This is a genomic window from Paraburkholderia tuberum STM678, from assembly GCF_902833905.1.
GTDB classification, from domain to species: Bacteria; Pseudomonadota; Gammaproteobacteria; order Burkholderiales; family Burkholderiaceae; genus Paraburkholderia; species Paraburkholderia tuberum.
In genome coordinates, this window is sequence record NZ_CADFGP010000018.1 from 1 (window position 1) to 21,081 (window position 21,081).

Annotated in this window: 17 protein-coding genes; 16 read left to right on the forward strand and 1 reads right to left on the reverse strand. The window is 63.1% G+C overall.

From position 1 onward, the window contains the following. Positions 1-270 precede the first annotated feature (270 nt). From HWY30_RS17305 to HWY30_RS17325, 5 genes are all read left to right on the forward strand, one after another. A complete protein-coding gene (locus HWY30_RS17305) occupies positions 271-1,512 on the forward strand; it encodes an MFS transporter (protein ID WP_090801119.1) in 1,242 nt (413 codons plus the stop codon). Positions 1,513-1,974: 462 nt separating this feature from the next. Next, entirely contained in the window at positions 1,975-3,129 is a 1,155-nt protein-coding gene (carA, locus tag HWY30_RS17310) for a glutamine-hydrolyzing carbamoyl-phosphate synthase small subunit (protein WP_090801117.1), read from the forward strand. Between the two features lie 158 nt (positions 3,130-3,287). Further along, positions 3,288-6,542, forward strand: coding sequence for a carbamoyl-phosphate synthase large subunit (carB, locus tag HWY30_RS17315; protein ID WP_090801115.1), 3,255 nt, complete (start codon positions 3,288-3,290; stop codon positions 6,540-6,542). 153 nt (positions 6,543-6,695) lie between these two features. After that, positions 6,696-7,172, forward strand: coding sequence for a transcription elongation factor GreA (gene greA / locus HWY30_RS17320; RefSeq protein WP_026225947.1), 477 nt, complete (start codon positions 6,696-6,698; stop codon positions 7,170-7,172). 20 nt (positions 7,173-7,192) lie between these two features. Next, entirely contained in the window at positions 7,193-7,702 is a 510-nt protein-coding gene (locus HWY30_RS17325) for a DUF4149 domain-containing protein (protein ID WP_026225946.1), read from the forward strand. Between the two features lie 201 nt (positions 7,703-7,903). Here the strand turns inward: HWY30_RS17325 and HWY30_RS17330 are convergent, their stop codons facing one another. Next, positions 7,904-8,431 carry a YhbY family RNA-binding protein gene (locus HWY30_RS17330; RefSeq protein ID WP_090801113.1) on the reverse strand — a complete coding sequence of 176 codons (528 nt, stop codon included), beginning with the start codon at positions 8,429-8,431 and terminating at the stop codon, positions 7,904-7,906. Between the two features lie 197 nt (positions 8,432-8,628). Here HWY30_RS17330 and HWY30_RS17335 point away from each other — a divergent pair, with 197 nt between their 5' ends. The 11 genes from HWY30_RS17335 (at position 8,629) to phoR (ending at position 20,976) form a co-directional block, all read left to right on the forward strand. Next, on the forward strand, positions 8,629-9,291 hold the full coding sequence (locus tag HWY30_RS17335; protein WP_090801111.1) for an RlmE family RNA methyltransferase: 663 nt from the start codon (positions 8,629-8,631) through the stop codon (positions 9,289-9,291). Between the two features lie 190 nt (positions 9,292-9,481). After that, positions 9,482-11,371: an ATP-dependent zinc metalloprotease FtsH gene (gene ftsH, locus HWY30_RS17340; protein WP_018421239.1), complete on the forward strand. Its 1,890-nt coding sequence runs from the start codon at positions 9,482-9,484 to the stop codon at positions 11,369-11,371. An 83-nt stretch (positions 11,372-11,454) separates the two neighbouring features. Then, positions 11,455-12,354: a dihydropteroate synthase gene (gene folP / locus HWY30_RS17345; protein ID WP_090805401.1), complete on the forward strand. Its 900-nt coding sequence runs from the start codon at positions 11,455-11,457 to the stop codon at positions 12,352-12,354. 29 nt (positions 12,355-12,383) lie between these two features. Continuing rightward, entirely contained in the window at positions 12,384-13,742 is a 1,359-nt protein-coding gene (glmM, locus tag HWY30_RS17350) for a phosphoglucosamine mutase (protein ID WP_090801109.1), read from the forward strand. 422 nt (positions 13,743-14,164) lie between these two features. After that, positions 14,165-15,196 (forward strand): phosphate ABC transporter substrate-binding protein PstS, encoded by a 1,032-nt coding sequence (gene pstS, locus HWY30_RS17355; RefSeq protein WP_090801106.1) that lies wholly within the window; start codon positions 14,165-14,167, stop codon positions 15,194-15,196. A 160-nt stretch (positions 15,197-15,356) separates the two neighbouring features. After that, positions 15,357-16,358: a phosphate ABC transporter permease PstC gene (gene pstC, locus HWY30_RS17360; RefSeq protein WP_090801104.1), complete on the forward strand. Its 1,002-nt coding sequence runs from the start codon at positions 15,357-15,359 to the stop codon at positions 16,356-16,358. Beyond that, a complete protein-coding gene (pstA, locus tag HWY30_RS17365; RefSeq protein WP_090801102.1) occupies positions 16,355-17,251 on the forward strand; it encodes a phosphate ABC transporter permease PstA in 897 nt (298 codons plus the stop codon). Before pstC ends, pstA begins: the two co-directional genes overlap by 4 nt. A gap of 16 nt (positions 17,252-17,267) precedes the next feature. Next, on the forward strand, positions 17,268-18,116 hold the full coding sequence (pstB, locus tag HWY30_RS17370) for a phosphate ABC transporter ATP-binding protein PstB (protein WP_090801100.1): 849 nt from the start codon (positions 17,268-17,270) through the stop codon (positions 18,114-18,116). A gap of 28 nt (positions 18,117-18,144) precedes the next feature. After that, entirely contained in the window at positions 18,145-18,849 is a 705-nt protein-coding gene (phoU, locus tag HWY30_RS17375) for a phosphate signaling complex protein PhoU (protein ID WP_027198295.1), read from the forward strand. A gap of 26 nt (positions 18,850-18,875) precedes the next feature. Beyond that, complete coding sequence (gene phoB, locus HWY30_RS17380) at positions 18,876-19,577, forward strand: phosphate regulon transcriptional regulator PhoB (protein ID WP_008922879.1); 702 nt, start codon at positions 18,876-18,878, stop codon at positions 19,575-19,577. 85 nt (positions 19,578-19,662) lie between these two features. Then, entirely contained in the window at positions 19,663-20,976 is a 1,314-nt protein-coding gene (phoR, locus tag HWY30_RS17385) for a phosphate regulon sensor histidine kinase PhoR (protein WP_090801098.1), read from the forward strand. The last annotated feature ends 105 nt before the right edge of the window (positions 20,977-21,081 follow it).

Consider the following 21,081-nt stretch of genomic DNA (forward strand, 5'->3'; position numbering starts at 1 on the left):
ACGAAACGAAGCTCGCTGGAGCAATCCAGTCGTCAGGAAACGCCGGATACGTGATCCGTACGTCCGGTGTTGTGGGAGGACGGCGGGGGCAACCCCGCCTCCTACCCGATCGCGGACGATTCCTGCGCGTTTGCGGTATTTACTTTATTGTTCGTGCTTCGGCCGCGTTGGCCGCGTTGGCCGCGTTGGCCGCGGGGTGCCGGTCCGTCCTGATCCGTCCGAACCTCGGGAGAGGTTCTTGAGGTCATTTCCAGGTTTACTTCCTGATTTATGTCGTCGACCCAACTGCGCGTCTTCCTGCTTTTTTCCGCCGGCTACTTCGTCTCTTACGTGTTTCGCGGCGTCAATCTTGGTTTCGCGCCGTTCATCACGCGCGATCTCGGTCTGTCAGCCGCCGATCTGGGTGTGCTGACGAGTCTGTATTTCCTCGGTTTCGCGGGCGCGCAGATCCCCGCTGGCGTGCTGCTCGATCGCTTCGGCGCGCGTCGCGTGACCTCCGTCACGTTGCTTTTTGCCGCGCTCGGCATCTGGGTATTCGGCGCCGCGCACAGTCTCGGCATGATGATGGTCGGGCGGCTGCTGATCGGCGTTGGCGTGTCGGTGTGCCTCGGCGCCGCGTTCAAGGCGCTCGCGCAGCATTTTCCGGTGGCGCGTTTGCCATTGATGAACGGGCTTGTCATGGCGATCGGCGGTTTCGGCGGCGTGATGGTCGGTTCGCCGCTCACGTGGGTGCTCGGTTTTTCCAGCTGGCGCCCGGTTTGCGTCGGACTCGGTGTGCTGACGGTAGCGGTTGCGCTCGCGCAATGGACGCTCGCTCCGGACGCGCGCGAAACGCATCGCCAGGCGAGCATCGTCGCGCAGTTCAAGGGTACGTGGCACATCCTGCGCAGCGCGGCATTCTGGAAAATCGCGTCGTTCTCGGTCGTTACGCAAGGCGTCTTCTACGCGATGCAGTCGTTGTGGGTCGGAGCATGGCTGCGCGACGTACAAGGCTTCGAGCCGCACCAGGCGGCGGCGCTCGTGTCGATTCTCGGCTTCGCGATGATGGCCGGCTGCGTCGGTTTCGGCGCGGCGGCGCGTAGTCTCGAGCGGCGCGGCCTCTCGCTGTACGCGTTCTGCGGCATCGGCATGGCGCTGTATGTGCTGACGCAGATGCTCATCATGTTTAACGCGCCGTTGCCGGCGAGCCTGTTGTGGGCCGCCTACGGCATCTTCGGCGGCACCGGGATTCTGAGTTACGCGGTGATGGCGCGGCATTTCCCGCCGCAGATGATCGGCCGCGTCAACACGACGCTGACGCTCATTATTTTTCTGCTGATCTTCGGTTTCCAGATCGGCGTTGGCGCGGTGCTGTCGCACTGGCCGGCGAGCGGCGGGCATTACCCGGCGCTCGCGCATCTGAGCGCGTGGGAAATCCTCGTCGCGCTGCAGGTGCTGAGTGCGATCTGGTACGTGTTGCCGGGTCGGCAGCTTGTCCGTTCGGGCGAGATGCGCGCGGAGCAGGAGGCCTGAACGGCCGCGCCAGGCCTTGCGTCGGACCCGGAGGGGCCGCCACGGCGGTTCGGTCCCCGTCAATAGTGGTGTCTCGACAGAACCGCATAGACAGGCGTGGCAAGTACCTGGCGACGCGGCCTGGCAAGGCTTTGAAGGTCCGCCCAGGCACATCGCCTCAACGCCTCGTCCTATCTCCCATTTGGAGGGAACAGTGGATTCAGGCTATAATTTGAAAGTTTGAGCTTATCCACCCGCACCCTAGCGCCTACCTCCCCCATACCGTTCATCCGCCGCGCGCCAACGGCATAGCAAGAAGGGCTCCACACCCAGCCGAGTCGTCCACACAATGGACCCATCGCGCCTCTTGCAGCGTCACCGGCAACTCGCGAGCGAGTCTGCGCGCGCATCCACGATGTGTTTCGCTGCGGCTTGCAATCGGATAGACAGGTGGCAACAGGGTGTTCCCCCAAGGAGTCTCCCGTGTTGCCGTCATTTTCTCCCGCTCTACTCGCGCTCGCCGACGGCACGGTCTTTCGTGGTTATTCGATCGGCGCCCCAGGGCACACCATCGGTGAAGTCGTGTTCAACACTGCCATCACCGGCTATCAGGAAATCCTGACTGACCCGAGCTACGCGCGCCAGATCGTGACCCTCACGTACCCGCATATCGGCAACGTCGGCGTGAACGCCGAAGACGTCGAAGCGACGAAAGTCCATGCCGCCGGCCTGATCATCCGTGATCTGCCGGTTCTCGCGTCGAACTTCCGCATGGAGGGCACGCTCCCGCAATATCTGCAGGACGAAGGCGTGGTCGCCATCGCCGGCATCGACACTCGCAAGCTGACCCGCCTCCTGCGCGACAAGGGCGCGCAAAACGGCGCGATCCTCGCTGGCTCCGACGACGAAGCGAAGGCCATCGAACTCGCGCGCTCGTTCCCGGGCCTCGCCGGCATGGACCTCGCGAAGGTCGTGTCGACCCAGGAAACCTACGAGTGGACCAAAACCGAATGGCGTCTGGGCACGGGCTATGGCGAGCAGAAAGCGCCGACGTACCGCGTGGTCGCATTCGACTACGGCGTCAAGCAGAACATCCTGCGCATGCTGGCCGAGCGCGGCTGCCATGTCACCGTGCTGCCGGCGCAAGCGAGCGCCGCTGACGCGCTCGAGCTCAACCCCGACGGCGTGTTCCTGTCGAACGGCCCGGGCGACCCTGAGCCGTGCGACTACGCGATCGCGGCGACCAGGGAGTTCATCGAGCGCGGCATTCCGACCTTCGGCATTTGCCTGGGCCACCAGATCATGGGCCTCGCGGTCGGCGCGAAGACGATGAAGATGAAGACCGGCCATCACGGCGCGAACCATCCGGTCAAGGATCTCGAAGACGGCCGCGTGGTGATCACGTCGCAGAACCATGGTTTCGCGGTCGATGCCGACACGCTGCCCGCCAACGCGCGCGTGACCCACGTGTCGCTGTTCGACGGCACGCTGCAGGGCTTCGCGCTGACCGACAAGCCAGCGTTCTGCTTCCAGGGCCACCCGGAAGCATCGCCCGGTCCAAACGACATCGCGTACCTGTTCGACCGCTTCACCGCGTTGATGGACGCGCACAAGAACGGCAAGAGCGCAGCGGCTTGAAGTAGTACAGGCCGGCCGCAGAGGCCAGCCGGAAACGGCTCGCGGCGGCGGCCGCAGCCCGCGGCGCTACGTGGCGGGCATGCCGCGAAACAGCGCGCGCAACGTGAAAACGGCGCGCGCCGACGGAAAGAATTCAGGAATACATTAGCGAGAGCGTTATGCCCAAGCGGACAGACATCAAGAGCATCCTCATCATCGGCGCGGGTCCGATCATCATCGGTCAGGCGTGCGAGTTCGATTATTCGGGCGCGCAGGCATGCAAGGCGCTGCGTGAGGAAGGCTACAAGGTCATTCTCGTCAACAGCAATCCGGCGACGATCATGACCGACCCGAACACGGCCGACGTGACCTATATCGAGCCGATCACGTGGGAAGTGGTCGAGCGCATCATCGCGAAGGAGCGCCCGGACGCGATCCTGCCGACGATGGGCGGCCAGACAGCGCTGAACTGCGCGCTCGACCTGCACGCGCACGGCGTGCTGGCGAAGTACGAGGTCGAGCTGATCGGCGCATCGCCGGAAGCGATCGACAAAGCGGAAGACCGCCAGAAGTTCAAGGACGCGATGACCAAGATCGGCCTCGGTTCGGCCAAGTCGGGCACCGCGCATTCGATGGAAGAAGCGCTGCAGGTGCAGGCGAAGATCGCCGCGGAAACTGGCAGCGGCGGCTATCCGGTCGTGATCCGTCCGTCGTTCACGCTGGGCGGCTCGGGCGGCGGCATCGCGTACAACCGCGACGAGTTCGAAGAGATCTGCAAGCGTGGGCTCGACCTGTCGCCGACGCGCGAACTGCTGATCGAAGAGTCGCTGCTCGGCTGGAAAGAGTACGAGATGGAAGTGGTCCGCGACAAGGGGGATAACTGCATCATCGTCTGCTCGATCGAAAACCTCGACCCGATGGGCATCCACACCGGCGACTCGATCACCGTCGCGCCGGCGCAGACGCTGACCGACAAGGAATACCAGATTCTGCGTAACGCGTCGCTCGCGGTGCTGCGCGAGATCGGCGTCGACACGGGCGGCTCGAACGTGCAGTTCTCGATCAATCCGCAAGACGGCCGCATGATCGTGATCGAAATGAACCCGCGCGTGTCGCGTTCGTCGGCGCTGGCGTCGAAGGCAACCGGCTTCCCGATCGCGAAGGTGGCGGCGAAGCTGGCGGTCGGCTACACGCTGGATGAACTCAAGAACGAAATTACCGGCGGCCAGACCCCGGCGTCGTTCGAACCGACGATCGACTACGTCGTCACGAAGATCCCGCGTTTCGCGTTCGAGAAATTCCGTGAAGCCGATTCGCGCCTGACCACGCAGATGAAGTCGGTCGGCGAAGTGATGGCGATTGGCCGCACGTTCCAGGAGTCGTTCCAGAAGGCGCTGCGCGGCCTCGAAGTCGGCGTCGACGGTCTCGATGAAAAGACCGCCAATCGCGATGAGATCATCCGCGAGATCGGCGAAGCTGGTCCGGATCGCATCTGGTATGTTGGCGACGCGTTCCGTGTGGGCATGAGCGCGCAAGAGATCTTCGAGGAAACCGCGATCGACCCGTGGTTCCTCGCGCAGATCGAACAGATCGTGCTGAAGGAAAAGGCGCTGGCAGGCCGCGCGCTGGCGAGCCTGACGAAGGAGGAGCTGAAGTATCTGAAACAGAGCGGCTTCTCGGATCGTCGTCTGGCCAAGCTGCTCGGCGCGAAGCCGGCGGACGTGCGCGCGCGTCGTATCGAGTTGAACGTGCGTCCGGTGTATAAGCGTGTCGACACCTGCGCGGCCGAGTTCGCAACCAGGACCGCGTACATGTACTCGACGTACGAGGAAGAGTGCGAAGCGAATCCGACCAGCAACAGGAAGATCATGGTGCTGGGCGGCGGCCCGAACCGGATCGGCCAGGGTATCGAGTTCGACTACTGCTGCGTGCATGCCGCGCTCGCGATGCGCGAGGACGGCTATGAAACGATCATGGTCAACTGCAACCCCGAAACCGTGTCGACCGACTACGACACCTCCGACCGTCTGTACTTCGAATCGCTGACGCTCGAAGACGTGCTCGAAATCGTCGACAAGGAAAAGCCCGTCGGCGTGATCGTGCAGTACGGCGGCCAGACGCCGCTGAAGCTCGCGCTCGACCTCGAGGCGAACGGTGTGCCGATCATCGGTACGTCGCCGGACATGATCGACGCGGCCGAAGACCGCGAGCGCTTCCAGAAGCTGCTGCAGGACCTCGGTCTGCGCCAGCCGCCGAACCGCACCGCGCGCGCCGAAGACGAAGCACTGAAGCTCGCCGACGAAATCGGCTATCCGCTCGTCGTGCGTCCGTCGTACGTGCTGGGCGGCCGCGCGATGGAAATCGTCCACGAGCCGCGAGATCTCGAGCGCTATATGCGCGAGGCGGTGAAGGTGTCGAACGACTCGCCGGTGCTGCTCGACCGCTTCCTGAACGACGCGATCGAATGCGACGTGGATTGCATTTCCGATGGCGATGCCGTGTTCATCGGCGGCGTGATGGAGCACATCGAACAGGCGGGCGTGCACTCGGGCGACTCGGCCTGCTCGCTGCCGCCGTATTCGCTATCGAAGGCTACCGTCGCCGAACTGAAGCGCCAGACCGCTGCGATGGCGAAGGCGCTGAACGTGGTCGGCCTGATGAACGTGCAGTTCGCGATTCAGCAGGTACCGCAGGCTGACGGCTCGAAGGACGACATCATCTACGTGCTCGAAGTGAACCCGCGCGCGTCGCGCACGGTGCCGTACGTGTCGAAGGCGACCAGCCTGCCGCTCGCGAAGATCGCAGCGCGCGCGATGGTCGGCCAGAAGCTCGCCGCGCAAGGCGTGACGAAGGAAGTCGAGCCGCCGTACTTCAGCGTGAAGGAAGCGGTGTTCCCGTTCGTCAAGTTCCCGGCGGTCGACCCGGTGCTCGGACCTGAAATGCGTTCGACCGGCGAAGTGATGGGCGTCGGCCAGACGTTCGGCGAGGCTCTGTTCAAGTCGCAGCTCGCGGCGGGTTCGCGTCTGCCCGAATCGGGCACGGTGCTGCTGACCGTGATGGACGCCGACAAACCGAAGGCAGTCGAAGTCGCGCGCATGCTGCACGAGCTCGGCTACCCGATCGTCGCGACCAAGGGCACGGCTGCCGCGATCGAAGCGGCCGGCGTGCCAGTCAAGGTCGTCAACAAGGTGAAGGACGGCCGTCCGCACATCGTCGACATGATCAAGAACGGCGAGATCGCGCTCGTCTTCACGACCGTCGACGAAACGCGCGCGGCGATCGCCGATTCGCGTTCGATCCGCATGAGCGCGCAGGCGAACAAGGTCACCTACTACACGACGATGTCGGGCGCACGCGCGGCGGTGGAGGGTCTTCGTTATCTGAAGAACCTGGAAGTCTATGATTTACAAGGACTCCATGCTCGCCTAAACTAAGGCTTCGACTAGCTGTCCAAGATGTAAGTGCCGCGGTTAAGCGGCGTTCCGCAGGTGCTGCGGCCCGGGTTTGTCCAGGGGCGGCGGCTTTCGCGGAATGCACTTAACCGCGGTGATTTTTTTTATGGCCGTTTTTTGCCTCCAGAGTTGTTTATGAGCACTATTCCATTGACGAAGCGCGGCGCAGACATGCTGCGCGATGAATTGCAGCGCCTGAAATCGGTTGAACGTCCGGCCGTGATCAACTCGATCGCGGAAGCGCGCGCCCAGGGCGATCTGTCGGAAAACGCGGAATACGACGCTGCGAAGGAAAAGCAGGGCTTCATCGAAGGCCGTATCGCCGAAATCGAGTCGAAGCTCGCGGGCGCGCAGGTGATCGATCCGTCGCAAGTGGAAGCGGACGGCCGCGTGGTGTTCGGCGCGACGCTCGAGCTCGAAGACCTCGAGTCGGGTGCGTCGGTCAAATACCAGATCGTCGGCGACGACGAAGCGGACATCGACCACGGCCTGATCTCGATCAGCTCGCCGATCGCGCGTGCGCTGATCGGCAAGTCGGAAGGCGACGTCGCGTCGGTGCAAGCGCCGGGCGGCGTGCGCGAATACGAAATCATCGCGGTCAGCTACATCTGAGGGTGGCGCCGGTGTCTTTGATGCCGCATCGTTTTTTCCGCCTGTTGACGGTGGTGTGGGTCGGTAGTCTGTTGACTATCGGCTATGCGGTTGCGCCCGTGCTGTTCACGACGCTCGACCGGATGACGGCGGGCGCCGTCGCCGCGCAGCTGTTTCGTATTCAGGGCGTGATTGGCGTCGTGTGCGGCATTTTGCTGCTCGGTCTCGCCAATTTGCTCGTGCGGCGCGGGAGTGGCGCATATCGCCGCTTGCGCTGGCTGCTCGCCGGTATGCTCGTATGCGTGCTGGTTGGCTATTTCGCGTTGCAGCCGTTCATGAACGCGATGCGCGTGGCGGCGCTCGAGGCGGGCAGCGACATCGGGCATTCCGTTTATGCGACGCGCTTCGGCATCCTGCATGGCGTGTCCAGTCTGTTCTACCTGATCGAGAGCCTGCTAGGGGTTGCGCTCGTTTGGCTGCTGCCGGCGCCTGTTGGTGCCGCGGCCGAGGAAGAGGGCGCGCGCGGCGTCACGGGCAAGGTGGCGGGCTGAAGCTCGCGGGTGGCTGATGGTGTGACGGTGCGCGTGCCATGGCCGCCGGGTCGATGCCGATGCCCGCGATGAACCTCACATTGCGACGAATTGTCGCGATTCCGGTGTCCAACTACGGTTCATTCGCGCTGCTTCGGGCCTCGCGCTCAAGGCCGTCAATGCGCAGTGCGGAGTCGGTCCGCACCTTGGGCGCGTGTTCTCTTACTTCGACTGATGCGAACGCTTCGCGCTGGTTTGACGCTTCTTCGCGCGCTTGATGTTGCCGCCCTGCGTCACGCGTTCATTGCCGCGCACCAGCACCGCTTTCGCTCGCGGCTTGCGCATCGGCACGTCGGTCGGCTTGGCGACCTTGACGATGCGGGGTGCGCGTCCCTTGACCGGCCGGGTTTCTTCGGCTGCCGCTTCGCGGGCGCTCGGCAACGCGCCGCGCTTCGCTTTTGCCGCCGGCTGTGCCGATTCTGGCTTCCAGATCACGAGCAGCTTGCCGATATGCTGGATCGGTGCAGCGTTCAGCGCGTCGCAGATTTCTTCGTAGATAGCGATGCGCTCCTCGCGCTCATCGCCGAACACGCGAATTTTGATCAGTTGATGCGCGGCGAGGTGCACCTTGATTTCGGCGAGCACAGCGTCGGTCAAGCCTTCGGCGCCGACGAGCACGACCGGTTTGAGCGCATGTGCCTGGGAGCGCAACTCGGCGCGTTGGTCGGAAGAGACTTTGAGGGCTGGCATGGAAAGTGGGAGACTCGACTAAAATGGCGGCTCCTGCGTTTTCGTCCGATCGCCGAGCGATTCGGGCGACTCGATTCAGCAGGGCGCGCGTCAGAACAACAGAATCGCGGATCGCCGCCAGTCTGGCGGGGGCCGCGCGAATTAACCGCGTATTATCCCCTAAAGCGCGACCCGACGCAGCAATAGTTAAATCTTTAATGGCAAAAAACAAGTTCAATACCGCGTGGCTGCACGACCACATCAACGATCCGTACGTCAAAATGGCGCAGCGGGAAGGTTATCGCGCCCGCGCGGCCTACAAACTCAAGGAAATCGACGAGCAGGACAAGCTGATCCGTCCCGGGCAGGTGATTGTCGATCTCGGTTCCTCGCCGGGCAGCTGGAGCCAGTACGTGCGCAACAAGCTCGCGGGCGGCTCGCAACGCAACGCGGAGCGCGAAGGTGGCATCGACGGCACGATCATCGCTTTGGACATTCTGCCAATGGAGCCGGTGGCCGACGTGCACTTCATCCAGGGCGATTTCCGCGAAGACTCGGTGCTGGTCCAGCTCGAAGAATTGGTCGGTGCGCGCCAGGTAGACCTTGTAATTTCGGATATGGCGCCCAACCTGTCGGGCGTGGCGATCGCGGATGCGGCGCGGATCGAGCATTTATGCGATCTCGCGCTCGAATTCGCGCAAAATCACCTGAAGCCGGATGGTGCCCTTTTAGTCAAATGCTTTCACGGCAGCGGATATAGTCAGATTGTCGAAAAGTTCAAACGCCAATTCAAGGTGGTGGCGGCCCGCAAGCCGAAGGCGTCGCGGGATAAATCGTCAGAAACATTTATTTTGGGTAAGCATCTGAAGTGTCCCGCATAGGGATGCGGCTAGCCGGTTCCATCTCTGCCAATAATGAGCCCGACGCGTCCGGAGACGGGCGTCAAGCCGGCCCGCTACCCTATTTCCGTGGTAGTGAAACCTTATGGCAGGGCTCTGCGGACTGGATTAGAATGCTTTCGTGGTGCCGCAAGGCAAATGTAGGCGCCCGTCTAAGTGAAGGAGTGGTGCTTTGAACAACAATATGTTTTCGAAAGCAGCAGTGTGGCTGGTGATCGCACTGGTGCTGTTTACGGTGTTCAAGCAGTTCGACAAGCCCCGTGTCCAGGAAGGCGTTTCCTATTCGCAGTTCATGGACGACGCGAAGAACGGCAAAGTCAAGAACGTCATTGTCCAGGGGCGGAACCTCACGGTCACTCCAGCAGACGGCCAGAAGTACCAGATCGTGTCGCCCGGCGACATCTGGATGGTCGGCGATCTGATGAAGTATGGCGTGCAGGTGAGCGGCAAGGCTGACGACGAACCCAATGCACTGATGTCCGTGCTGTATTACCTCGGACCGACGATCCTGATCATCGGTTTCTGGTTTTACATGATGCGACAGATGCAGGGGGGCGGCAAAGGCGGGGCCTTCTCGTTTGGCAAGTCGCGCGCGCGGCTGATCGACGAGAACAACAACGCAATCAATTTCACCGACGTCGCCGGTTGCGACGAAGCCAAGGAAGAAGTGTCGGAACTCGTCGACTTCCTGCGCGATCCGCAGAAATTCCAGAAGCTCGGTGGTCGTATTCCGCGCGGCGTGCTGCTCGTTGGCCCGCCGGGAACCGGTAAGACGCTGCTCGCGCGCGCCATCGCCGGCGAGGCGAAGGTGCCGTTCTTCAGCATTTCAGGTTCAGATTTCGTGGAAATGTTCGTCGGCGTCGGCGCGGCTCGCGTGCGCGACATGTTCGAGCAGGCCAAGAAGCACGCGCCGTGTATCGTGTTCATCGACGAAATCGACGCGGTCGGCCGTCATCGAGGCGCCGGCATGGGCGGCGGTAACGACGAGCGCGAACAGACGCTGAACCAGATGCTCGTCGAAATGGACGGCTTCGAGGCGAACTCGGGCGTCATCGTCATCGCCGCGACGAACCGTTCGGATGTGCTCGACAAGGCGCTGTTGCGTCCGGGCCGTTTCGACCGTCAGGTGTACGTGGGTCTGCCCGATATTCGCGGCCGCGAGCACATCATGAAGGTGCACCTGCGCAAGGTGCCGATCTCGAACGACGTCGATGCGGCAGTGATCGCGCGCGGCACGCCGGGTTTCTCGGGCGCAGATCTCGCAAACCTCGTCAACGAAGCAGCACTGTTCGCGGCGCGCCGCGGCAAGCGCATCGTCGAAATGACGGACTTCGAGGACGCGAAGGACAAGATCTTCATGGGTCCAGAGCGCAAGTCGGCTGTGATCCGCGAAGAATCGAAGCGTGCTACCGCGTATCACGAATCGGGTCATGCGGTGATCGCGAAGCTGTTGCCGAAGGCCGATCCGGTGCACAAGGTCACGATCATTCCGCGCGGCCGTGCGCTCGGCGTCACATGGCAGTTGCCGGAGCATGACAACGAAACGTACTCGAAGGAATATCTGCTCGACCGTCTTGCCATCCTGTTCGGTGGCCGCGTCGCGGAAGAGCTGTTCCTGAACCTGATCAGCACCGGTGCGTCGGACGACTTCAACAAGGCGACGCAGACGGCTCGCGCAATGGTTGCCCGCTTCGGCATGACGGATGCGCTCGGACCGATGGTCTATGTCGATGACGAGAACGACGCTTCGCCGTTCGGCCGAGGCTTCACGCGGACCATTTCGGAAGCGACGCAACAGAAGGTCGACGCGGAAATCCGTCATGTGCTGGACGAGCAGTACAATCTCGCACGGCGCCTGCTCGAAGAGAACCGCGACAAGGTCGAAGCGATGACCGCCGCGCTGATGGAGTGGGAGACGATCGACGCCGATCAGATCAACGACATCATGGCAGGCCGTCCGCCGCGTTCGCCCAAGAGCTCGCCGCCGTCGGCAAGCGACGCCTCGTCGGGCGGCAGCCCGGGCACCGAAGTCAAGCCGGGCAGCGCAACCGCGCCGGCCTGATCGGCAGCCAGTAGAAAGTGCGGGCCGGTGTGCTACACACCGGCCCGTTTTGCATTTATCCGTTCCAAGTGAAGCATTGCTACGTGTCGAAAGTCGATTCCTCGTCCGCACCCCTTCCAGAGCCGCTGCAGTGTGGCCGCTTCAAGCTGACGTTCGAACGCCCGTTGGTCATGGGCATCCTGAACGTCACTCCCGATTCCTTTTCCGATGGCGGCAAGTTCGCGACGCGCGGCGATGCGCTGCGCCAGGCCGAGCGCATGATGCTGGAGGGCGCGGACATCATCGATATCGGCGGGGAATCGACGCGTCCTGGCGCGCCACCGGTGCCGCTCGACGAAGAGCTGGAGCGCGTGTTGCCGCTCGTCGAGCAACTGCGTGGCGCGAACGTGCCATTGTCGGTTGATACGTACAAGCCGGAAGTGATGCGTCATGCGTTGAACGCGGGCGCCGACCTGATCAACGACATCTGGGGCTTCCGCATGCCCGGCGCGATCGACGCGGTGCGCGACAGCGACTGCGGCCTTTGTGTCATGCATATGCTAGGTGAGCCGCAGACCATGCAGGTGGGCGAGCCGCACTATGACGACGTCGTCGGCGAAGTGCGCCACTTCCTCGAGGAGCGTGTCGCGACGTTGCAGCAGGCGGGGATTGCGCGCGAGCGTATCAGCGTCGATCCGGGTTTCGGCTTCGGCAAGGTCGTCGTCGAGCATAACTACGCGCTGCTCGCGCATCTGCGCGACACGGCCCCGCGCGCCGCTTCGCCGTATCCGATTCTTGCGGGCATGTCGCGCAAGTCGATGGTTGGCGCGGTGACGGGGCGGCCGGCGCCGGAGCGCGTGGCCGGCAGCATCGCCGCGGCGGTGTGCGCGGCCGAACGGGGCGCCGCGATTCTGCGCGTACACGACGTCGCGCAAACAGTCGATGCATTGAAAGTATGGGCAACCCTGCGCGACGCGGACAGGCAGAGCCGCGCGCACGGTTGAACCCGCAGCCACGGACAGGGAGAACAAACATGGCACGTCGTTACTTCGGAACGGACGGCATTCGGGGCAAGGTCGGCGAAGGCCCGATCACGCCGGAATTCGTGTTGCGGCTCGGCTATGCGGCCGGCAAGGTGCTCGCGGGCGCCGATCAATGGGCGAAAACAGGCACCCGTCCGACCGTGCTGATCGGCAAGGACACGCGGGTGTCGGGCTACATGCTCGAAGCCGCGCTCGAATCGGGCTTCTCGGCCGCCGGCGTCGACGTGATGCTGGCCGGCCCGATGCCGACACCCGGCATCGCCTATCTGACGCGCGCACTGCGGCTTGCCGCGGGTGTCGTGATCAGCGCATCGCACAACCCGTACTACGACAACGGCATCAAGTTCTTCTCGGCCGACGGCAACAAGCTGCCGGACGACGTCGAGGCGCAGATCGAGGAGCAGCTCGAACTGCCGCTCGCGTGCGCGGCCTCCGAGCAACTGGGCAAAGCGCGCCGTCTCGATGACGCAGGTGGCCGCTACATCGAGTTCTGCAAGAGCACGTTCCCGGCCGCGTACGACCTGCGCGGCATGAAGCTCGTCGTCGATTGCGCGCATGGCGCCGCGTACGACGTCGCGCCGCACGTGTTCCATGAGCTCGGCGCGGAAGTGATCCCGATCGGCGTCTCGCCGAACGGCTTCAATATCAACGACGGCGTCGGCGCGACCGCGCCGGATGCGCTGGTTCGCGCGGTGCGCGCAAACCACGCGGACCTCGGTATCGCGCTCGATGGCGACGCCGACCGTCTGCAGGTCGTCGACGAGTCCGGCCGCCTTTTCAACGGCGACGAGCTGTTGTACGTGCTGGTCAAGGACCGTATCGCGACCGCCGGCCACGTGGAAGGAGCGGTCGGCACGCTGATGACCAACATGGCCGTGGAGGTCGCGCTGCAGAATGCCGGCGTCAAGTTCGTGCGCGCCGCGGTCGGCGACCGCTATGTGCTCGAACAGCTTCGCGAGCACGGCTGGCAGCTCGGCGCCGAAGGTTCAGGCCACATTCTGTCACTCGATCGCCATTCGACCGGTGACGGCATCGTGTCCGCCCTGCTCGTGCTGGCGGCGATGCAGCGCAGCGCCAAATCGCTCACGGATCTGCTCGACGGTGTCACCCTGTTTCCGCAGAAGCTGATCAACGTGCGCATGAAGCCCGGCTCGGACTGGAAGGGCAGCGAGACGATCCGCAGTGCGATCAAGGTGGCCGAAGGCGCGCTCGACGGCCGCGGCCGCGTGCTGATCCGCGCGTCGGGCACCGAGCCGGTACTGCGCGTGATGGTGGAGGCGCAGAACGTCGCGGACGCGCTCGAGCATTCTGAAGCGATTGCCAAAGCCGTGCGGGTAGCGACGGCCTGATCGATTCCCGAGTCGACGGCGGGCGGTGGCGACCGCTTGCCGCCTGCCTGAGCGTCGCAGGCAGAAGATTCAGCGGGCTCCATAAACTGGGCGGCCGGGCTTTCACACCCAACGAAGGCTCGTTCCTCACCCCATCGAATCCCCACTCCGCAGCCGCCAAAATGACGGCACATCCCGCACAAAAACGACCTCCGCGCGCAGCGCAAACGTTCGCGCCCCATCTTTTTTTGTCTACCTCGAAAAATGCGATGCAACGGGCATCGGCACAGCGGCAATTCGGCGGCTTCGGCACCTTTCACGGGGTAATATTACTGTCACATTTGATTCATTATCAGTCACGTTTTTGTCATAAAGAGACCCTAAGCTTCGCGGTGTTCGAGTTTCACGCTCACACCACACGCTCACACCCCCTTGGAGGTCTCATGAAATTGATGCAAACCGTGTTCGCTGGCGTCGCTGGCGCGCTCTTCGCAATCGCAGCGCAAGCCGCAGACATCACCGGCGCGGGCAGCACGTTCGCGGCACCGATTTACACGAAGTGGGCCGACGCTTATCAGAAGACCGGCGGCGGCAAGGTTAACTACCAAGGCATCGGTTCGTCGGGCGGCATCAAGCAGATCGAGGCGAAGACCGTCGATTTCGCAGGCTCGGACGCTCCGCTGAAGGACGACGAACTCGCGAAGGCAGGCCTCTTCCAGTTCCCGACGGTGGTCGGCGGCGTGGTGCCGGCAGTCAACGTGCCGGGCGTCAAGCCGGGCGAACTGGTACTGTCGGGTGAAGTGCTCGGCGACATCTACCTGGGCAAGATCAAGAAGTGGAACGACCCGGCAATTGTCGCGCTGAACCCGAAGGTCAAGCTGCCGGATCTGGACATCGCCGTGGTGCGCCGCGCCGACGGTTCGGGCACCAGCTTCATCTGGACGAACTACCTGTCGAAGGTCAACCCGGAATGGAAGACGAAGGTCGGTGAAGGTGCGACGGTCAACTGGCCGACCGGCACGGGCGGCAAGGGCAACGACGGCGTCGCGGCTTTCGTGCAGCGTCTGCCGGGCGCGATCGGTTACGTCGAATGGGCGTACGCGAAGCAGAACCACATGAACTACGTTGCGATGAAGAACGAATCCGGCGCGGTGGTTCAGCCGGAGACCGACACGTTCAAGGCAGCGGCGGCCGGCGCCGACTGGTCGAAGTCGTTCTATCAGATCCTGACGAACGAGCCGGGCAAGAACGCTTGGCCGATCGTCGGCGCGACGTTCGTGCTGCTGCACACGACGCAGGACAAGGCACCGCAAGGCGCGGAAACGCTGAAGTTCTTCGACTGGGCGTTCAAGAACGGCGGCCAGGCTGCGAACGATCTGGACTACATCTCGCTGCCGCAGTCGGTCGTCTCGGAAATCCGCACGCAGTGGAAGCAGAAGATCAAGGATTCGGCAGGCAAGACGCTCGACGAGTAACAGGCGTAAGCTGGCGCGGTCGATCTGGGCCGCGCCCTGTAGCACCCCGGCCGTCCTCGTGCGAGGACGGCCTGTGACTTTCACGCGGCATGCGCCGCATGCATCACCGACCGCCCGACATGTGTCGTCCGGCAACTGGAAACAGGTCCCTCAGGCTCTCATGTCCGATATTCATTTAGCGTCCGGCACGAGCCGGGCCACTCCGCCTGGCCGCGCGTCGCAGCAAAAAGCGCCTGGCCGCTCGGGCGATGTGATCTTCGGCGGCCTCGCACGCCTTTCCGCCATCGTCACGCTGCTGCTGCTCGGCGGCATCATCGTGTCGCTGATCGTCGCCTCGATGCCGTCGATTCGGGAGTTCGGTCTCGCGTTCCTGTGGACGGCGGTGTGGGATCCACCCAGCAAACAATTCGGCGCGCTCGTGCCGATCTACGGCACCCTCGCGACGTCGATCATCGCTCTGCTCATCGCGGTGCCCGTCAGCTTCGGTATCGCGCTATTTCTGACCGAACTGTCGCCCGCGTGGCTGCGCCGGCCGCTCGGCATCGCGATCGAGCTGCTCGCCGCGATTCCGTCTATCGTGTACGGCATGTGGGGTCTGCTCGTGTTCGCGCCGATCTTCGCGGTGTGGTTCCAGAAGCCGCTAGGCGCGGTGCTCGGCGGCATTCCGATCGTCGGCGCGCTGTTCGCCGGTCCGCCGATCGGCATCGGCATTCTGTGCGCGGGCGTGATCCTTGCGATCATGATCATCCCGTACATCGCGGCGGTGATGCGCGACGTGTTCGAAGTGACGCCGGTGCTGCTGAAGGAATCGGCGTACGGTATCGGCTGCACGACGTGGGAAGTGATGTGGAAGATCGTGCTGCCGTTCACCAAGAGCGGTGTGATCGGCGGCATCATGCTCGGCCTCGGCCGGGCGCTGGGTGAGACGATGGCGGTCACGTTCGTAATCGGCAACACCAACCTGCTCGACAATATTTCGCTGTTTTCGCCGGGCAACAGCATCACGTCGGCGCTCGCCAACGAGTTCGCGGAAGCGGAGCCGGGCCTGCATACGTCGGCGCTGATGGAGCTCGGCCTGATCCTGTTCGTGATTACATTCATCGTGCTGGCGATTTCGAAAATCATGCTGCTGCGTCTCGAGAAAGGGGAGGGCGCGAAATGAGCGGGCCGTCCCTGAACATGCCGGGTCTGAAGGACGCCGCGACGCTCGAAACGATGCGCGTGCGTCTGCAAGGGCGCCGTCGCATGACCAACGCGCTTGCGCTGACGCTGTCGCTCGCGGCAATGGCGTTCGGCCTGCTGTGGCTCGTGTGGATTCTCTATACGACGCTGCGTCTCGGTATCGGTGGTCTGTCGGTCGAACTGTTCACGCAGTCGACGCCGCCGCCGAACACCGATGGCGGCGGTCTCGCCAACGCGATCGTCGGCAGCCTGTTGCTGGTCGGGCTCGCGACCTTCGTCGGCACGCCGATCGGCATCATGGCGGGCGTCTATCTCGCCGAATACGGCCAGAAAGGCTGGCTCGCGAACCTCACGCGCTTCATCAACGACATCCTGCTGTCGGCGCCGTCGATCGTCATCGGTCTGTTCGTCTACGCGCTCGTCGTCGTGAAGATGGGCCACTTCAGCGGGTGGGCCGGCGTGCTCTCGCTGGCGCTGCTGCAGATTCCGATCGTGATTCGCACGACCGAAAACATGCTGAAGCTCGTGCCGAATGCGATGCGTGAAGCCGCGTTCGCGCTCGGCACGCCGAAGTGGAAGATGGTGCTGTCGATCACGCTGAAGGCGTCGATCGCGGGCATCGTCACCGGTGTGCTGCTCGGTGTCGCGCGAATTGCCGGCGAAACCGCACCGCTGCTCTTCACCGCTCTGTCGAACCAGTTCTTCTCGGTCGATATGGGCCAGCCGGTCGCGAACCTGCCGGTCACGATCTACAAGTTTGCGATGAGCCCGTTCGCGCAGTGGCAATCGCTCGCGTGGGCCGGCGTCTTTCTGATCACGCTCGCGGTGCTGGGACTGAACGTCCTCGCGCGCACGATCTTCTCGAACAAGTAAGGGCGGAGTGAATCCGATGAACGTAGCAGAAACCCAACTCAATCCGATCGGGCACGCAGCCGCGCCCGCGGGCTCCGACCCCGAACACAGCGCTCACGCGCAAACGCCGTCGCGTCCGAAGATCGAGGTCAAGGACCTCAACTTCTTCTACGGCAAGTATCACGCGCTGAAGAACGTCAATCTGCAGATTCCCGAAGGCAAGGTGACCGCGTTCATCGGTCCGTCGGGCTGCGGCAAGTCCACGCTGCTGCGTACCTTCAACAAGATGTACGCGCTCTATCCGGAGCAGCGCGCGGAAGGCGAGATCGTGATGGACGGCGAAAACCTGCTGACCATGCGCCAGGACATTTCGCTGCTGCGCGCGCGCATCGGCATGGTGTTCCAGAAGCCGACACCGTTCCCGATGTCGATCTACGACAACATCGCTTTCGGCGTGAAGATGTTCGAGAAGCTGTCACGCTCGGAAATGGACGACCGCGTCGAATGGGCGCTGACCAAGGCGGCGCTGTGGAACGAAGTGAAGGACAAGCTCGGCCAGAGCGGCTACGGTTTGTCGGGCGGCCAGCAGCAGCGTCTGTGCATCGCGCGCGGTATTGCAATTCGCCCCGAAGTGCTGCTGCTCGACGAGCCCTGCTCGGCGCTCGACCCGATTTCGACGGGCCGTATCGAAGAGCTGATCGCTGAACTCAAGAGCGACTACACGGTGGTGATCGTCACGCACAACATGCAGCAGGCGGCCCGCTGTTCGGACTACACTGCCTATATGTACCTCGGCGAACTGATCGAATTCGGCGACACCGAAAAGATCTTCATCAAGCCGGTCCGCAAGGAAACCGAGGACTACATCACTGGCCGCTTCGGCTAATCCGCCGGGCAATACAACGGAGTACGACATGTCCGATAAACATCTGTCCAGCCAGTTCGACGCCGACCTCAACCTCGTTTCGTCGAAGGTGCTCGAAATGGGCGGCCTCGTCGAATCGCAGATCGTCAACGCGATGCAGGCGCTCAACGAATTCGACCTCGACATCGCCGAGCAGGTGATCGTCGCCGAAGACCGTCTGAACAAGATGGAAGTCGAGATCGACGAAGAGTGCAGCAACATCATCGCGCGCCGTCAGCCGGCCGCGCGCGATCTGCGCTTGCTGATCGCGATCTCGAAGACCATCACGAACCTCGAGCGCGCCGGCGACGAAGCCGAAAAGATCGCGAAGCGCACCAAGCGTCTGATGGAAGACGGCGCATCGCGCACCATCAACATCGCCGAGATCAAGCTGTCGGGCGAAATGGCCGTGTCGATCCTGCGCCGTGCGCTGGACGCGTTCGCGCGTCTGGACACGGTCGCCGCCGCGCAGATCGTGCGCGACGACAAGGCGATCGACGAGGAATTCCGCGCGTTCGTGCGCAAGCTGATTTCGTATATGACCGAAGATCCGCGTTCGATCTCGGTGGGCCTCGACTTCCTGTTCATCGCCAAGGCAATCGAGCGGATCGGCGACCACGCGAAGAACATCGCGGAATTCATCATCTACATCGTCAAGGGTACCGACGTGCGGCACCAGTCGCGCGACGCGCTCGAACGCGAAGCGCTCAGCTAATCCAGAGATAAGGAACAGAGGTGCCGATGCCCAGCAGCATTCTCGTCATTGAAGATGAGCCCGCCATTTCCGAACTGATTTCGGTCAATCTTCAACACGCCGGGCACTGCCCGATTCGCGCGTACAACGCGGAGCAGGCGCACAACCTGATCAGCGACGTACTGCCCGATCTCGTGCTGCTCGACTGGATGTTGCCGGGTAAATCGGGTATTTCGTTCGCGCGCGATCTGCGCAACAACGAGCGTACGAAGCATATCCCGATCATCATGCTGACCGCGCGAGGCGACGAGCAGGACAAGGTGCTCGGACTCGAGATCGGCGCCGACGACTACGTGACGAAGCCGTTCTCGCCGAAGGAACTGATGGCGCGCATCAAGGCGGTGCTGCGCCGCCGCGCGCCGCAGCTGACCGAAGACGTGGTCGCAATCAACGGCCTGAAGCTCGATCCGGCCACGCACCGCGTCGCCGCGCATGCGGAAGGCAGCGAGATCAAGCTCGATCTCGGCCCGACCGAATTCCGTCTGCTGCACTTCTTCATGACTCACCCGGAGCGCGTGCACAGCCGCACGCAACTGCTCGATCAGGTGTGGGGCGATCACGTGTTCGTCGAAGAGCGGACCGTCGACGTGCATATCAAGCGTCTGCGCGCGGCACTCAAGCCGGCCGGGTGCGATGCTATGATTGAAACGGTACGCGGCAGCGGTTACCGGCTGGCGAAGAGCGCCTGATAGCCGTCGGCGGCGCGCTGCATCGCATGGCGCTGTGCCGCCGTACCTCCCTCCTGCGCTGTATTTTGTCTTCGATCGCTAGACCATGAACATCATCTGGGCGCGCTCCATCGTGTCGGTCGTGCTGCTTGCTGTTCTGTGCGCGGTGGTCGGCGCACTGCTGAACGTCAAGGCAGGGCTCGCTCTCGCCATCGTCCTGCTGCTCGTACAGAGTGTCTTCAGTACCTTCCACAAGCAGCGTCTGTGGCGTCTGCTCGACGCGCCGGTGTACGGCGAAGTGCCGAGCGCCCCCGGCATCTGGGGCGAAATCTACTACCGTCTGCACAAGCTCGCGAAGCGCTGGCATGCCCAGGTGCGCCAGGTCGAGCAGCAGCATTCGCGTTTCATCCAGGCGATCCAGGCGTCGCCTAACGGCGTCGCGATGCTCGACGATCATGATCAGATCGAGTGGTGCAACGCGATTTCCGAAAGCCACTTTGGGCTCGATGCGAAGCGCGATCTGCGTCAGCACATCACGCATCTGGTGCGTCATCCGGATTTCGTGCGCTATCTGAATTCGCATCGGTACGAGGAAATGCTGATCATGCGCGGCATGGGCGACAAGCGCCAGAACGTGCTGTCGGTGCAGGTGTTTCCTTACGGCGACAATCGCAAGCTCGTGCTGTCGCAGGACATCACCGAACTCGAGCGCACCGATGCGATGCGGCGTGACTTCGTCGCCAACGTGTCGCACGAATTGAAAACGCCGCTCACGGTGTTGTCCGGCTTTCTCGAGACGATGCGCGAGCTGCCGTTGGGCGAAGCCGAGCGCGCGCGTTATCTCGAGCTGATGGAGCAGCAGGCGTCGCGCATGCGTCATATCGTCAGCGATCTGCTCGTGCTCGCGACGCTCGAAGGCGACAACAAGCCGCCGAGCGATCAGATGATCGACATGCGCGCGGTGTTGCGGCATCTGCATGACGACGCGCAGAGCCTGTCCAGCGATCATCACAAGATCGTCTTCGATGCCGACGAAGCGCTGACCGTCACCGGCGTCGAAACCGAGATTCTCAGCGCATTCGGCAATCTGGTGACGAACGCGATCCGCTACACGCCGGACGGCGGCTCGATCAAGGTCAACTGGCGTGCGCAGGGTGGCCATGCGGTGTTCTCGGTCACCGATAGCGGCTTCGGCATTCCGGCCGCCGATATCCCGCGGCTCACCGAGCGCTTCTATCGCGTCGATCGCAGCCGTTCGCGCGACACGGGCGGCACCGGGCTCGGTCTCGCGATCGTCAAGCACGTACTGCAACGGCACGATGCGCAACTCGACGTGAAGAGCGAAGAAGGGCGCGGCAGCACGTTCACGGTGCGCTTTCCGGTGTATCGGACGGCGCGCTGTCAAACCGCACAGGTTTGAACGCGGCAGTCGTACGACTGGTCGACGCATAAAAAAACCGCCTGAAAAAGGCGGTTTTTTTATGCGCGCGGATCGTCGGGTGCCCGCCATCGCGGCGAGCACCCG